The organism is Mannheimia kashgarensis, from assembly GCF_041807705.1.
Taxonomy (GTDB): Bacteria; Pseudomonadota; Gammaproteobacteria; order Enterobacterales; family Pasteurellaceae; genus Mannheimia.
Map to the genome: position 1 here is coordinate 16,686 of NZ_JBGTYY010000017.1, position 15,770 is coordinate 32,455.

Consider the following 15,770-nt stretch of genomic DNA (forward strand, 5'->3'; position numbering starts at 1 on the left):
ATTCTAACTGACTTTTCTTTATAATGTGTAAAAAATTGTCTTCATACCTTTTTATAATATTTTGCTATATAATGGCATTTTCATATAAATCAATAAGGAAATAGCATGACATACCCTGTATGCCCTGAATGTAAAGGTGAAAATACCTACCACGATTCTATTCAATTTGTTTGCCCCGATTGTGCTTATGAATGGAATGGTGAAGAAACAGAACAAGATGAAGATGTGTTAATTGTAAAGGATAGTAATGGTAATTTATTATCTGACGGCGACGATGTATTATTAATCAAAGATCTTAAATTGAAAGGATCGTCAGAAGTTTTGAAAAAAGGTACTAAATTCAAAGGGATTCGTTTAGCAAAAGGCGATCACAATGTGGATTGTGGCAAAATTATGCTGAAGTCTGAATTTTTGAAGAAGGCCTAGTTACTAGGTTTACAAGCGGTCATTTTTATCCTGAAACTTACTACTTACTACTAATGAGGAATATTATGTCTATTAAGAAATTTTTATTCACACTTACAGCTATTTCACTATTTACGCTTAATACCCAGGCAGCAGAAAATAATCAAGCAACAAAAACTGGAACAAATAAAACCGAGACTAAAAAAATGGAAACAAAGCAAACTGAAGATAAAAACCTAACAGCATTTAACCAAAATGTAAAAATTCATTTGATCCAAAGGGGAACAGCCAAACAGATAACCAAGATATCGTTGTATTAACCTATGAAGTTAATAATCTCGGTAAAAATCTAAATTGGTTATCGGCTTTTACTATCAATGATCAAATTTTCTTTGTTCAAGAAGTACAAACCAAGTTAGACAAGGCAATTGCAGTGAAAAAGAAAGAAAATATTACGGTTGTCTTGCCTATTGAAACATTACCGGAAAATGTAAGATCCGTATTCACCTCACTTGAGACACCAATTGGTCATATTACTGTTGCCAAACAGATTGATTTTACTAATGGTAAGAAAATTATTGTGAAGGAATAATAAAACAAACCCCATTTAAATTGACTTAAATGGGGTTATTTTTTTACCTTATTTAGGTAAACATTTGCTAAACTCATCAGCTAAAGATTGTAAAAATTCAGGATAAGCGGTTGCACTTAGCTGAACTTTTGCACCTAGTGGGTCTAATTGTCCTACATTTACTTGCGTTTCTTTTGCTAATGTTTCAATCACTTTTGGGGTAAATTGCGGCTCAGCAAATAAACATTGAGCTTTATTTTTAGCGATATTTTTCTTGATTGCGGCAAGCGTTTTTGCACCCGGTGCAACTGTTGGGTTGATGGTAAATGAACCCAATGAATTTAAGCCATACTCTCTTTCAAAATAGCCATAAGCATCGTGGAATGTGTAGTAGCCTTTTGCTTTAACTGGCTCTAATTGCTTCACAATTTCTGCTTTCTTAGCGGCTAAATTTGCCTTAAATTTTGCTAAATTATCGGCAATTTTCGTTTTTTGCTCCGGTAATTGCTCGCTTAAACGTGTAGCGATTTGTTCCGCCGCTAATACACTAGCTTCACTTGATAACCAAATATGCCAATCTTCATCGTGGTTATGTCCGTGATGATCGTGGCTGTGGTCGCGTTTATGATCGTGACTATGTTTGTGTTCGTGACTATGTTCGTGATTATGTTTATGCTCGTGCTTATGATCGTGGTCTTTCTCTTTTTTACTGTTCTTTTCTACGATCTCCTCAATCGCATCAACATCTTCAAGAGTTAAAACTTTCTCTTTCGGGAGCTTTTCGATACTTTTTTCTAAGAAACTTTCTAAACCATCGCCCACCCAAACCACTAATTGAGCAGATTGTAACTGCGATACATCAGATGGTTTTAAGCTGTAATCGTGCGGAGAAGCGGTTACTGGTAATAACACTTTGGTTTCAGTTATACCATCAGTAATCGCATTCGCGATAAAACCTAACGGTTTGATACTGGTTAATACGTCTGCTTGAGCAACTCCTGCTCCTAAAACGGCTAAACCGATTAATGTTCTCTTAAACATAAAATCTCCTTTTATAAATTTGAAGTAGGTGTATTTTAGCAAAATCCAATAAAATTTCTATAAATTTTTTATGGGTATTTTTCATCGTCATTTTTCTATATACTTGCAAAAAATTTCAGAAATATGACCGCTATGAAATATAAAAACTTACGAGAATTTCTTGATTTGCTTGAAGCACAAGGCGAGCTAGTTCGCATTAAGCAAGAAATCGATCCTTATTTAGAAATGACCGAAATTGCAGACCGCACCTTACGAAAAGGTGGGCCTGCATTACTGTTTGAGAACCCAAAAGGTAGCCAAATTCCCGTTTTATGTAACTTATTTGGTACGCCAAAGCGTGTAGCAATGGGAATGGGGCAGGAAGATACCAAAGCCTTGCGTGAATTAGGCAAACTGCTTGCCTTTTTGAAAGAGCCTGAGCCGCCAAAAGGTTTCAAAGATTTAATTGGGCAACTTCCTCAATGGAAACAAATTCTCAATATGCCACCGAAAGTGTTAAGCCGTGCGGAATGTCAGCAGGTGGTAATTTCAGGTGATGATGTTGATCTCACTCAGTTACCAATTATGCACTGTTGGAAAGGCGATGTTGCCCCACTTGTAACTTGGGGACTGACGATTACACAAGGTCCTTACAAAAAACGCCAAAATCTAGGTATTTATCGCCAGCAATTAATCGATAAAAACAAGCTGATTATGCGTTGGCTTTCCCATCGTGGCGGTGCGTTAGATTTCCAAGAGTGGAAAGCGGAAAATCCTGATAAACCATTCCCTGTATCTGTTGCGATTGGGGCAGATCCTGCTACGATTTTAGCTGCGGTAACGCCTGTGCCGGATACGCTTTCGGAATACGCATTCGCAGGGCTTTTGCGTGGCAATAAAACTGAGGTGGTTAAATCCATTTCAAACGATTTAGAAGTACCGGCAAGTGCAGAAATTGTGCTGGAAGGCTATATTGATTTAGAAGAAACCGCCTTAGAAGGTCCTTACGGCGATCATACCGGCTACTACAACGAGCAAGAATATTTCCCTGTATTCACTGTTACCCATATTACTATGCGAAAAGATGCGATTTATCACTCTACTTACACTGGCAGACCACCTGATGAACCGGCAGTGTTAGGCGAGGCATTAAATGAAGTCTTTATTCCGATTTTGCAAAAACAGTTTCCGGAAATTGTCGATTTCTACTTGCCGCCAGAAGGTTGTTCTTACCGCTTAGCGGTGGTAACAATGAAAAAACAATATGCCGGACACGCCAAACGGGTGATGATGGGGGTTTGGTCGTTCCTACGTCAATTTATGTACACCAAGTTTGTGATTGTGTGCGATGATGATGTGAACGCCCGAGATTGGAAAGATGTTATCTGGGCAATTACCACCCGTTGTGATCCTGCGCGAGATACCACACTAATTGAAAACACGCCGATTGATTATCTCGATTTTGCCTCGCCAATTGCAGGGTTAGGCTCAAAAATGGGGATTGATGCCACCAATAAATGGGCGGGTGAAACCTCAAGAGAGTGGGGAACGCCAATCAAAAAAGATGACAATGTGGTGAAACGCATTGATGAGATTTGGGATTCTCTTGGCATCTAAGACAACATTTAACCGCTTGTGTCACACTGTTCTTCACACTACAAGCGGTTAAATTTTTTGATCTTTTTACCATTCTGCTCTTGGTTGCCATCAGGTTACGATTCTTTATTTTGAGCTAACCATTCCGTAGGTGAAAGCCCTAATTCCCGCATAAAGACACGGCTGAGAGCAGCATTATGGCTATAACCGACTTGCTCTGCCACCAATGCTACGGGTATCCCTTTTTGTAATAAATGCTGGGCAACCGCTACTCGCCAGTTAGTGAGATAATCCATCGGTGAAACCCCCATAATTTGTTTAAAATAAGCGGCAAAGCGTGAGCGAGACATTAATGCCACATTTGCTAACTCCTCTACATTCCAATCTCGCTCTGGTGCATTGTGAATAGCTAACAGCACTTTCCCCAGTTGCTTATCTGCCAAGCCTTTTAACAAACCTGTTTGAATATACCCTTTTTTTAAACATTGGCGGGCAACTTTCAAGGTAAAATAGGCACATAAATGATGGATCATTGCCTGATAACCACACCCTTTCTGATTCACTTCACTAAAAATTTGATCAGCTAAAACCCCCAATTCCGGATACTGTGCCAACTCTAAGATCACAATATTGTGCAAGGTATGGGTTAATGGGTTGCGAATCCCTTTGCCAAAATCAAAATTAATACAAAATATATCTAACCCACTATCATCTAACGGGTGCAAACTATGCAAAATATTGGTCGGTGAAAAAATAATCGCAGGGCGTTCAATCGTAATAGGGCGTTCGGCAGCCTGATTTAAAATAAAACGTCCTTGGCGAACGAAATGTAAATAGCCTTTATTCTCTTCATTAAAAGTCCCGATTTGGCACAACTGACCTAGATGAAATAAGTCCGTACGAAACTGAAATTGGGTAAAAAGATGAGTCAAACTATCCACATTAAGCTCCTTGGGTAAAGAATTGAGACGAACGGTTAAAACAGGAGAAATGCGATCACTATAATATCAACCCGTTCGGTAACGCAAGTTATCGTTACAATTTGTATATCTATTAATGAGGATAAAATGATGTCACAAGAACAATTTGAAGAAATCAACCAAGAACGCCGTCAAGCCCTTAACCACGGCTCTCGTATTGCAATGGCAGCCAGTGTATTAGGTGCATTAGGTATTGCATCAACAGCAAATGCAAAACAAGCCAGTGCAGAAAAATCACCTTATGCCGAGCCGGAACAATACGGTTTAAAACGCCATGGAATGACCATTGATCCAAAACGTGTGGCATTAGTAGTAGTTGATCCACAAATTGACTTCCTAAGCCCGAAAGGCGTGATGTGGGGTGTGTTAGGTGACTCAATCAACGAAAACAACACTGTAGCTAACATTGAAAGCTTATTTAAAGCAGCAAAAGCTGTCGATATGCCAACCTTTGTTTCGCCACACTACTATTACCCGACTGATCACAAATGGGAATTTGGTTCACCGGGCGAACACTTTATGCACGACAGCGGAATGTTTGCAAGAAAAGGTCAATACACCATGGAAGGCTTTGAAAATTCAGGTGCAGACTTTATGCCTGAGTACAAACCATACATTTTTGATGGTAAAACAGTAATCACCTCTCCACACAAAATCTTTGGCCCGGAAACCAATGACTTAGTGTTGCAATTACGCAAACGTAAAATCGACCAAGTGATTTTAGCCGGTATGGCGGCCAACTTATGTATTGATTCACACTTGCGTGAGTTAATTGAGCAAGGTTTTGAAGTAACAGTGGTGAAAGATGCAACCGCAGGGCCTCGTATTCCTGAAGGTGACGGCTATCTTGCAGCATTAACCAACTATCGTATTATCGCAAATGACCTCTGGACCACTGAAGATGCCGTGAAAAAAATGACGGCAAAAGCATAATATTCGTTTTACAAGCGGTTAAATTTAGCACTTTTTTTGCAAATTTAACCGCTTAGATTTCACGCTTATCTCCAGTACTCACACCAAATCTCGTTATTTCTTCATTCTTACCTTTTTACTCCAATATTCATACCCACAAATAACAGCTACCCTACAATAATTACCTTGCCTTTTTCAAGGTTAAAGTGCGATAATAACCCGTTATTTTTGGCTTGAAAAAGCAATAGAAAATTGCAAAAAATAAAGCAAAAATAACCGCTTGTAATAGAGATAAACAAGCCTTAAGTGATTGATTTTGCAGTTTCTTTAAGACAAGACAAAGTAAACGTGAGACAACTATCAATGCACTATCGGGAATGAAGACAGTCGTGAGATAGACATTAAATCCATTCCCTTATTAATGGGTCAAAATGGCCGTGTAAGACAAAAACAAAATAATGAGAAAACACAATGAAAAGAATGTTAATCAATGCAACTCAAAAAGAAGAGTTGCGTGTTGCCCTCGTTGATGGGCAACGCTTATTTGACTTGGACATTGAAAGCCCTGGTCACGAACAGAAAAAATCCAATATCTACAAGGGTAAAATTACCCGTGTCGAACCAAGCCTTGAAGCTGCATTCGTGGATTACGGTGCAGAACGCCACGGCTTCCTACCTTTAAAAGAAATTTCCCGAGAATACTTCCCGTCAGACTATGTGTTTAACGGTCGCCCGAATATCAAAGATATTATTCAAGAAGGGCAAGAAGTGATTGTTCAAGTCAGCAAAGAAGAGCGTGGTAACAAAGGAGCAGCCTTAACCACCTTTATTTCGCTTGCGGGCAGTTACTTAGTCTTAATGCCGAACAACCCTCGTGCCGGTGGTATTTCCCGCCGTATTGAAGGTGATGAGCGTTTAGAACTCAAAGAGGCTTTAGACTGCTTAGATGTACCGGAAGACGTGGGCTTAATCGTTCGTACCGCAGGTGTCGGCAAATCGCCGGAAGAGTTACAATGGGACTTAAAAGTCTTGTTACACCACTGGGAAGCGATTAAAAAAGCGGCGGAATCTCGCCCAGCTCCGTTCTTAATTCACCAAGAAAGTGACGTAATTGTGCGTGCAATTCGTGACTATCTACGCCGTGATATTGGCGAAATCTTAATCGACAACAAAAAAGTGTTCGAGAAAGCTAAAAACCACATTCGCCTTGTTCGTCCTGATTTCATCAACCGTGTGAAGTTATATGAAGGCGAAGTACCACTATTCAGCCACTATCAAATTGAATCGCAAATTGAATCGGCATTCCAACGTGAGGTGCGTTTACCATCAGGTGGCTCTATCGTTATTGATGTCACAGAGGCATTAACCTCGATTGATATTAACTCTTCACGCTCAACCCGTGGTGGCGATATTGAAGAAACGGCTCTTAACACCAACTTAGAAGCGGCTGATGAAATTGCCCGTCAGTTACGTTTGCGTGACTTAGGTGGTCTGATTGTGATCGACTTTATCGATATGACACCGGTTCGCCACCAACGTGAAGTGGAAAACCGTATTCGTGAAGCGACACGCCAAGACCGTGCGAGAATCCAATTTGCCCGCATTTCCCGTTTCGGTTTGTTAGAAATGAGCCGCCAGCGTTTAAGCCCCTCATTAAGTGAGGCTTCATCTCATATTTGTCCTCGCTGTCAGGGAACAGGTAAGGTGCGTGATAATGAGTCAATCGCACTTTCGATCTTACGTTTATTAGAAGAAGAAGCGATCAAAGAAAACACTGCACAGGTTCACACCATTGTGCCGGTGGAAATCGCCAGCTACTTACTTAACGAAAAACGTAAAGCGATTTCCAGCATTGAGAAACGCCACGATGTACAAATTGTGGTTGTACCGTCTGAAAGCATGGAAACCCCTCACTTTGCGGTATATCGTCTGCGTGAAAATGAAGTAACGCCAACCTTGAGTTACGATCTCACCAAACATTATGAAACTCGTACAGAAGAGGAGCATCCTCACCATCACCACCACGATGATGTGTTAGTCACCCGTAACGAACCTGTGATTACGGTAGAATCTGTATTACAAAGCTCGGAGCTGAATCTTCAGCCTTCCCCAACACCAGTCAAGCCTGCTAAACCATCGTTATTGAGCCGCTTAATAGCAACAATTAAAGGTTGGTTTGCGACGGAAGAAAAAGAAGAGAAAAAACCGAAACCAAAAGCTCGTAATCAGCGAGATCGTCGCCAACGTCGTGAACGCCCGAACCGCAATACAAAAACGGAAAATCAAGAGCGTAAACAACAGCAAAATCAAGCCACTTCGCAAGAAGAAAAAGCTACTCGTGCAGAGAAAAAACAACGCCGTGCGGTCGTTGAAGAAGTTGCTAACGTAACTGGAGTACAGGAAAGCCGCAATAATCAACGTGAAAACCAAGCAGAACGCCGCCAACGCCGTGAATTACGCAAAAAAGTGCGTGTTGAAACAGCAGAGGTTGTAAGTGAGAAATTAGTGCCTGCAACAGTAGAAACTGTTGCAACTAAAGTAGCTGATGTTGAAGATTTGCAAAAAAGTGATGACAAACACTTATATTTGAACGTTGGCTTAGCCAACAGCTCCGAAGGAGCGAGCGTAGCAAGTAATATTCAACCGCTTGTAGCTACAGAAACCGTTGCTGAAAGCAGCTCTGAAAATCGTGATAACAACCGCCAACGCCGTTTGCCTCGCCATTTGCGTGTAGGTAATCAGCGTCGCCGAGAAAATCAGCGTGGTAATACAACTACTGCTATGCCATTAAGCTCAGCCGTTGCTTCGCCTGAACTTGCTAGTGGTAAAGTTTGGGTACAATTTGCAGCACCGGTAAAAACAGAAGAAAAAGCGCAATTCTTATCTGTTGATCAAATGCTTGAACAACAAGAAAACAAGTCTGTTGAAGCCGAGAAAAAAACAACCGGGAAGAAAACACATTCTGTTAGCCCATTAGGTGGGTTTGTTACTCAGCCGACTAATCGTGATTTAGTCAAAGAAAAACAAGCAGAACACACTAAGTCTAAAGTAGAAAAAGCTTTAGAGCCAGAAATTCAAAAATCAGAAGTAAAAGAACATATTGCCCCATTTGGCAGTGTTGTTGCTCAGCCTTCTGAACGTGATTTGGTAAAAGAGAAGAACGAGCGTGTTAGCAAATTCCAATCAAAAGCAACTGTTGCTCCAGCCATTGAAACAGAAATGCAACAAGCAATTGAAGTGCCAGTTTCAACCTATGAAAGTAACTACAGCTTTAATGGTCGATTAGGTACATTCTCTCGTGCTGAACATATCAAAGCTGAAATGACCGTTGCTACCCCACCAACAGAAAATTTAGACTCTTTGACCATAACAGAATGGCAACACTCTAAATATTACTTCTACGGAAAAGGTTTCGGCGGCTACACCAGTGCAGTCAGCCAAGTACAATCTGCACCCCGCTCAACCAATATTGAGTAAAAATCACTAAACAAAAATGCCTATTGATTAAAAATTGATAGGCATTTTTTATGATAGTGAACTTTTTATGATTTAATCAGACTAAGTAACTACATTGCAAAATGTATTTGTTTATTTTTAATTTAAGGAACTCGGAATGAAAAAAACAATTTTATCTTTATTAGTATTAGGTACAACGATGACGCTTGCTGCTTGCGATCAAGCAAAAGAGGCTGCACAAGCAACCGCAGATAAAGCCGCTGAAGTAAAAGAAGCAGTTGTTGAGAAAGCAACAGAAGTTAAAGAAGCAACAAAAGAAGCTGTACAAGCAACCGCAGATAAAGCAGAAGAAGCTAAAAACGCTATTGTTGAAAAAACCACAGAAGTTAAAACAGTAACTGAAGCGAAAACTGATGAAGTAAAAGCAGTTACTGAGGCTAAAACTGATGAAGTAAAAGCAGCAGCTAAAGAAGCCGTACAAGCGACCACAGATAAGGCTGAAGAAGCAAAAAATGCAGTAGTTGAAAAAGCTACAGAAGCGAAAGTAGCAGCTGAAGCAAAAATGGAAGAATTAAAAGAAGTAGCTAAAGATGCTTCACAAACAGCTTCAGATAAAACAGAAGCTGCAAAAAATGCCGTAATTGAAAAAGCTGAGGAAGCTAAAGCAGCAACAGAAACTAAAGCTACAGAGCTAAAAGCTGCTGCTAAAAATGCTACACAAGCAACCGCAGACAAAGCAGAGGCAGCTAAAAATGCCGTAGTTGAAAAAGCAGCTGAGTTAAAAGAAGTAACCGAAACAAAAGCTGAAGAAGTAAAACAAGCGGTAGAAAATAAATAATTCCGTACAAAAAAGCTCTGCAAATGCAGAGCTTTTTTACAACTATTTGAAGCAAGAAGAGCTAAACTCTACTCTCATAAGTTTGGCTCTTCTTAATTATAAATCTTTCGGAATACGGATTTTTTGACCAGGGAAGATTTTGTTTTCGTCTTTAATCACTTCTTTATTTGCTTCTACAATAGCTTTATATTTTGCACCGTTGCCGTATGCTTTCGTTGCGATTTCCCATAATGTATCGCCTTTTTGGATAACATAAAACTCATCATCGCCAGCTAACTGCTCTTCTCTTGCAAGTTGTAAAGCATCAATATTCACGTTAGTAATACCCGCTACGTTACCTGCCATCAATACTGCTTTCTCAACTGCTGCAGCACTTGAAGCGATACCGGAAATTTTCGCTACGCCATTTTCAACGGTTACATTCACATTTTCCACGCCTGGATTATCTTCCACCAAATGCTCAGTAACTGCTTTTGAAGCATCTTCCTCTTTATTAAATAATTTACGACCGATATTACTAACAAAATCAAATAAACCCATAGTAAGTTCCTTATAAAATAGACAAGTGGGATAAGTATTCTACACAATTTCTAACTACTGAAATAGTGCATTACCCAATTAGAGCAAGCAAAATTAAATTAGTTCATCTTTAATATCAATAAAAGCAGACACAAAAGCATCACTTTTTGAACGTTGCTTTTGCCAATGGCAACAAGGCTATGAATAATTTTCAGATATTTTTCGCAAAAATAACGGCTTAGATTTTATATTTACGCAATTTTCAGCTAAAATCTAAGGTTTAAATAGCTTTTAGATTTTCTAGGATATTCTGTGAAACAAGTGCAATTTTATCTCTTAAGCCAAGAAGGCTCAGCCGAGATCTCAGCCGCTGAAGCTCAGGCTTGTGAACTTGCCGCTCAAGCGTGGCGATTAGGTAAGCGAGTACTAATTGCCTGTGAAACAGAACAACAAGCCTTGAAGATTGATGAAGCACTTTGGGCAAGAGATCCCGATTCTTTCGTACCCCATAATTTATCGGGCGAAATTACCACTTACCCAACACCGATTGAAATTTCTTGGAAAGGCAAACGCAATGCACAACATCGGGATTTACTCATTTCATTACAAACGGAACTCCCCGATTTTATTAACAGTTTCAATCATATTATTGATTTTGTGCCTGTGGAAGAAACCGCTAAAGCACAAGCCCGTGAGCGTTATAAACAGTACCGCCAACTGGGCTGGCAATTGGAAACCGTACAATGTTAAACACCCTAAATTGGCAAGCTAAAGCCTTTGAGCAACTTTCTACTCAAGAGCTATTTGAAATCTACCACGCCCGCACAGCCGTTTTTGTGGTGGAGCAAAACTGCCCCTATCAGGAAGTGGACGATAAAGACCTACAAGCGGTGCATTTATTTGCAAAAAACACCAAAAATCTGACCGCTTACTGCCGTTTAATTCCGAGTGAAAAAGGCACTCATATCGGTAGAGTGTTAGTGGTAAAAACTGAACGAGGAAAAGGCTTGGCAAGAGAATTAGTACAACGGGCTATCCATTACAGCCTTGAGCATTTCCCTCATCCGCCGATACACGCACAGGCTCAAAGCTATCTGCAAAGGTTTTACGAAAGCTTCGGCTTTCGAGCGGTGTCGGGGTTATATTTGGAAGATGGGATTGAGCATTTGGATATGGTGTATTCCACCTAGCACGAGCCGTGCGAAGCTAGCTGATCCCAGCCTCTCCGAGGCTGAAAAAAGCCAAGAGCCGTAAGCGGCTCAACTATGAGTAACCCCACACGGCTCGTGTGGGGTAAAAGAGCGGTTGGATTTTTAGGAAAATTTGCAAAAAATCGCTCAAAATAAACCGCTTGCAAAACATAAATTGATAACACCCATCTCTGACGGGTGCTGAAATAAATAGGCACTCGTCAGGAGTGGCTCTATCGAGGGTGAATATGATAGATAATATTTTAAATACTTTTGATATTACAAATATCATGGCTAATATTATTTGGATTGCTATTGGTGCATTTTTACAATTCATGATAAGTAAAATGCTCAATAAATTAAAAAGGATTTTTTCATATGATGAAAATAAAATTATCAGAAAATTATCTGAATCTGAAAAATATCTCCTTAAGGAAGAGAGCCCTCTATTATCCTGTTCTGAAGAAGTTTTAGAAAAACTGGAAAAATTAGAGTTAATTAGAATTACTTATCCCGATATAAAGGTAACTGATGCTTCTGGAACAATTCTTTTATATAAAACTCAAGACAAAAGTTCCCCTAATATAGTGCTAACAGATATTGGTATAAAGATTAAAAATATATTAAATAAAACAAAGAGAACAAATAGATGACAAAACAATTCACAATGGAAGATCGTTTTAACCCTTCCGCTGTAGAGCAAGCTCTCTACCAACACTGGGAATCGCAAGGCTATTTTAAACCGAGCGAAGATTTATCCGCACCAAGCTACTGTATTGCTATTCCGCCACCGAATGTAACGGGTAGCCTGCATATGGGGCACGCGTTCCAGCAGACTTTGATGGATACGCTGATCCGCTTTAACCGTATGGAGGGGAATAATACCCTTTGGCAAGCGGGAACAGACCACGCAGGGATTGCTACTCAGATGGTGGTAGAGCGTAAAATCGCTGCCGAAGAAGGCAAAACCCGCCACGATTACGGTCGTGAGGCGTTTATCAACAAAATCTGGGATTGGAAAGCCTATTCGGGCGGCACAATCAGCCAGCAAATGCGTCGCTTAGGCAACTCAATTGACTGGGATCGTGAGCGTTTTACGATGGACGAAGGCTTGTCGAATGCGGTGAAAGAAGTGTTTGTTCGCCTACACGAAGAAGGCTTGATTTACCGTGGCAAACGCCTTGTAAACTGGGATCCGAAATTGCACACTGCGATTTCTGATTTGGAAGTGGAAAACAAAGAGAGCAAAGGCTCGCTCTGGCATTTCCGCTATCCGCTTGCAGGCGGTGCAAAAACCGCTGACGGATTGGATTACTTAGTGGTGGCAACGACCCGTCCTGAAACGATGCTGGGCGATACGGCGGTGGCGATTCACCCCGAAGATGAACGCTATCAAGCTCTGATTGGTAAGAGCGTGGTACTGCCTCTGGCGAACCGTGAGATCCCGATCATCGCCGATGAGTATGTGGATCGTGAATTTGGTACGGGCGTGGTGAAAATTACCCCTGCTCACGACTTCAACGACTACGAAGTGGGCAAACGCCACAGCTTGCCGATGGTGAATGTGATGACGCTGAACGCAGATATTCGTGCGGAAGCAGAAATTATCGGTACAGACGGTAAACCGCTTGCTGACTACGCTGCCCCAATTCCTGCCGACTATCAAGGCTTAGAACGATTTGCGGCTCGTAAGAAAATTGTTGCCGATTTTGAAGCACTCGGTCTGTTAGATCAAATCAAACCGCACGACTTAAAAGTGCCTTACGGCGACCGTGGTGGCGTGCCGATTGAGCCAATGCTGACCGACCAATGGTATGTGAGCGTGAAACCGCTTGCCGAAGTAGCAACCAAAGCGGTGGAAGACGGCGAAATCCAGTTCGTGCCGAAACAGTACGAAAACCTCTACTTCTCTTGGATGCGAGATATTCAAGACTGGTGTATCTCTCGCCAACTTTGGTGGGGACACCGCATTCCGGCGTGGTATGACGAAGCGGGTAATGTCTATGTAGCTCGTGATGAAACGGAAGTGCGTGCAAAACACAACTTGCCTGCGGATTTAGCCCTCCGCCAAGATGAAGATGTGCTGGATACTTGGTTCTCCTCAGGCTTATGGACATTCTCAACCTTAGGCTGGCCGGAGCAGACCAAAGAACTGAAAATGTTCCATCCGACTGATGTGTTAATCACCGGCTTCGACATCATCTTCTTCTGGGTTGCACGAATGATTATGTTCACGATGCACTTCATTAAAGATAAAAACGGCAAACCGCAAGTGCCGTTCAAAACCGTGTATGTAACGGGCTTAATCCGTGACGAGCAAGGGAAAAAAATGTCAAAATCTAAGGGCAATGTACTTGACCCGATTGATATGATTGACGGCATTTCCCTTGAAGATCTCTTGGAAAAACGCACTGGCAATATGATGCAGCCACAACTAGCGGAGAAAATTGCCAAAGCGACCCGCAAAGAATTTGCGGACGGCATTGTGGCACATGGTACAGACGCTTTGCGTTTCACCTTGACGGCTCTTGCCAGCAACGGGCGTGACATCAACTGGGATATGAAACGCTTAGAGGGCTACCGCAACTTCTGCAACAAACTGTGGAATGCAAGCCGTTTCGTACTGACTAACGACAAATTAGATTTAAGCGAAGGCGAAGTGGAATTTAGCCTTGCAGATCGTTGGATTGAAAGCCAATTCAACCGCACAGTGGAAACATTTCGCACCGCACTCAGCCAATACCGTTTTGATTTAGTGGCAAATGCGATCTACGAATTTACTTGGGATCAGTTCTGCGACTGGTACTTAGAGCTAACCAAGCCAATCTTCTTCAAAGGCACGGACGCACAACGCCGTGGAGCAAGCCGCACGCTAATAAATGTGTTGGAAAAATTACTGCGTTTAATCCACCCGGTAATGCCATTCATCACCGAAGAAATTTGGCAGAAAGTGAAAGGCTTTGTGGGCATTGAAGCCGATACCATTATGTTGCAAAAATTCCCGCAATTTGACCCGCTTGCAATTGACGAACAAGCCGAGCACCAAATCAACTTCATCAAAGAAGTGATTGTGGCGGTGCGTAACATTCGGGCGGAAAACAATATCGCCCCAAGCAAAGGCTTAGACCTAATCGCTCGTAACTTCTCGGCGGACGAAATCGCCATCTTGAATGCCAACGAAGTATTGCTAAAATCAATGGCAAAACTCGATAGCGTTAAAGTGCTGGCAACCGGTGAGGGCACACCGCTATCAGTAGCGAAATTGGTGGCAAATGGCGAGATCTTGATCCCAATGGCTGGTTTCATCAACAAAGACGCTGAACTGGCTCGTTTAACCAAAGAGATGGACAAACTCAAAGGGGAAGTGGCTCGCATTGAAGGCAAACTCTCAAACGAAGCTTTCGTGGCAAAAGCTCCAGAGCAAGTCATCGCCAAAGAGCATGAAAAAATGCAAGAGTATCTAAGTGGTTTAGAGAAATTGCAGGTGCAGTATTCAGAGATTGAAGCACTGTAATTAATTAACAAGCGGTCAGAATTTTGTAAAATTTTGCAAAAATCTGACCGCTTGCTTACATTAAGGAAATAAAAATGTCTTTAATTGAAATACCAACACAGACACAATTTAAAGCTATTCCTAAAACAGAAATCTTCAAATTTAAAGAAATCTATAATAAAAATGCTGCTATTAATGAGGCAAATAAATTAAAAGAAGAAGCCTTTGGTAAATTGGATATGTTTAAGAATAAAACAACCAAATTAATCAAAAGTTTTGTTGGGAAAAAATCGCCTCAAGAAAATGATGATATTGATATTTCTTATGAGGGCTGTTTCTTAAAATCATATTGGAATATTATGGCTGAACGCTATACCGAATATGAATATGATCGAGAAGAAAAAATCACTATTTCAAATACAGACGCAAAACATATTAGTATTATTAATGAGAATGCTGATGAACTTGCAAAATATCACGTTCATAATGGTAGTATTACCTTAAAATTAACTGAAAATTGTGTAAGAGAGAATATTCTTTCACAAACTTTTGATAATGAGAATGGTAATATTGATGATAATTTCCATAATAAATTCATTAATAAATTTAAACCAAAGAAATATGATATTGTATTAGATAGCGATAATTTAATTAAACCTGCTCTATCAAAATCGGATATGGTACAAAAAATTAATAATCGTTTATTATCCAAAATTAAATCTAATTGAATTATTAGCGACACTATTCGTTACCATAAATTTGAGCTTTATTTATTACACATTCATATTTT

The 15,770-nt window shown here is 40.6% G+C and carries 15 protein-coding genes; 12 read left to right on the forward strand and 3 right to left on the reverse strand.

From position 1 onward, the window contains the following. Positions 1 to 105: 105 nt before the first annotated feature. From ACERCF_RS07730 to ACERCF_RS07740, 3 genes are all read left to right on the forward strand, one after another. Positions 106 to 426 (forward strand): zinc ribbon domain-containing protein YjdM, encoded by a 321-nt coding sequence (locus ACERCF_RS07730; protein ID WP_373625214.1) that lies wholly within the window; start codon positions 106 to 108, stop codon positions 424 to 426. A 65-nt stretch (positions 427 to 491) separates the two neighbouring features. Next, on the forward strand, positions 492 to 725 hold the full coding sequence (locus ACERCF_RS07735) for a hypothetical protein (RefSeq protein WP_373625215.1): 234 nt from the start codon (positions 492 to 494) through the stop codon (positions 723 to 725). A 113-nt stretch (positions 726 to 838) separates the two neighbouring features. Then, positions 839 to 997 (forward strand): hypothetical protein, encoded by a 159-nt coding sequence (locus ACERCF_RS07740; protein WP_373625216.1) that lies wholly within the window; start codon positions 839 to 841, stop codon positions 995 to 997. Between the two features lie 48 nt (positions 998 to 1,045). On the opposite strand, the gene znuA is transcribed toward ACERCF_RS07740, so the two are convergent. Beyond that, on the reverse strand, positions 1,046 to 2,017 hold the full coding sequence (gene znuA, locus ACERCF_RS07745) for a zinc ABC transporter substrate-binding protein ZnuA (RefSeq protein WP_373625217.1): 972 nt from the start codon (positions 2,015 to 2,017) through the stop codon (positions 1,046 to 1,048). A gap of 132 nt (positions 2,018 to 2,149) precedes the next feature. On the opposite strand from znuA, the gene ubiD reads away from it, so the two are divergent. Further along, positions 2,150 to 3,613 carry a 4-hydroxy-3-polyprenylbenzoate decarboxylase gene (gene ubiD / locus ACERCF_RS07750; RefSeq protein WP_373611755.1) on the forward strand — a complete coding sequence of 488 codons (1,464 nt, stop codon included), beginning with the start codon at positions 2,150 to 2,152 and terminating at the stop codon, positions 3,611 to 3,613. A gap of 95 nt (positions 3,614 to 3,708) precedes the next feature. Here the strand turns inward: ubiD and ACERCF_RS07755 are convergent, their stop codons facing one another. Next, positions 3,709 to 4,533, reverse strand: coding sequence for an AraC family transcriptional regulator (locus ACERCF_RS07755; protein WP_373625218.1), 825 nt, complete (start codon positions 4,531 to 4,533; stop codon positions 3,709 to 3,711). 126 nt (positions 4,534 to 4,659) lie between these two features. On the opposite strand from ACERCF_RS07755, the gene ACERCF_RS07760 reads away from it, so the two are divergent. The 3 genes from ACERCF_RS07760 to ACERCF_RS07770 all read left to right on the forward strand — a co-directional run bounded on the left by ACERCF_RS07760 (position 4,660) and on the right by ACERCF_RS07770 (position 9,778). Then, positions 4,660 to 5,505, forward strand: a complete 846-nt coding sequence (locus ACERCF_RS07760; RefSeq protein ID WP_373625219.1) for a cysteine hydrolase family protein — start codon at positions 4,660 to 4,662, stop codon at positions 5,503 to 5,505. Positions 5,506 to 5,955: 450 nt separating this feature from the next. Then, complete coding sequence (gene rne, locus ACERCF_RS07765; RefSeq protein ID WP_373625220.1) at positions 5,956 to 8,961, forward strand: ribonuclease E; 3,006 nt, start codon at positions 5,956 to 5,958, stop codon at positions 8,959 to 8,961. 136 nt (positions 8,962 to 9,097) lie between these two features. Further along, positions 9,098 to 9,778 (forward strand): hypothetical protein, encoded by a 681-nt coding sequence (locus tag ACERCF_RS07770; protein ID WP_373625221.1) that lies wholly within the window; start codon positions 9,098 to 9,100, stop codon positions 9,776 to 9,778. Between the two features lie 96 nt (positions 9,779 to 9,874). Here the strand turns inward: ACERCF_RS07770 and lysM are convergent, their stop codons facing one another. Beyond that, positions 9,875 to 10,318: a peptidoglycan-binding protein LysM gene (gene lysM, locus ACERCF_RS07775; RefSeq protein WP_373611761.1), complete on the reverse strand. Its 444-nt coding sequence runs from the start codon at positions 10,316 to 10,318 to the stop codon at positions 9,875 to 9,877. Positions 10,319 to 10,609: 291 nt separating this feature from the next. On the opposite strand from lysM, the gene ACERCF_RS07780 reads away from it, so the two are divergent. The 5 genes from ACERCF_RS07780 (at position 10,610) to ACERCF_RS07800 (ending at position 15,708) form a co-directional block, all read left to right on the forward strand. Further along, positions 10,610 to 11,047 (forward strand): DNA polymerase III subunit chi, encoded by a 438-nt coding sequence (locus tag ACERCF_RS07780; RefSeq protein WP_373625222.1) that lies wholly within the window; start codon positions 10,610 to 10,612, stop codon positions 11,045 to 11,047. Continuing rightward, positions 11,041 to 11,487: a GNAT family N-acetyltransferase gene (locus ACERCF_RS07785; protein ID WP_373625223.1), complete on the forward strand. Its 447-nt coding sequence runs from the start codon at positions 11,041 to 11,043 to the stop codon at positions 11,485 to 11,487. The genes ACERCF_RS07780 and ACERCF_RS07785 overlap by 7 nt, the downstream gene beginning before the upstream one ends. Positions 11,488 to 11,735: 248 nt before the next feature. Then, a complete protein-coding gene (locus ACERCF_RS07790; RefSeq protein ID WP_373625224.1) occupies positions 11,736 to 12,140 on the forward strand; it encodes a hypothetical protein in 405 nt (134 codons plus the stop codon). Next, positions 12,137 to 15,001: a valine--tRNA ligase gene (locus ACERCF_RS07795; RefSeq protein ID WP_373625225.1), complete on the forward strand. Its 2,865-nt coding sequence runs from the start codon at positions 12,137 to 12,139 to the stop codon at positions 14,999 to 15,001. The genes ACERCF_RS07790 and ACERCF_RS07795 overlap by 4 nt, the downstream gene beginning before the upstream one ends. A gap of 74 nt (positions 15,002 to 15,075) precedes the next feature. Then, a complete protein-coding gene (locus ACERCF_RS07800; protein ID WP_373625226.1) occupies positions 15,076 to 15,708 on the forward strand; it encodes a hypothetical protein in 633 nt (210 codons plus the stop codon). The last annotated feature ends 62 nt before the right edge of the window (positions 15,709 to 15,770 follow it).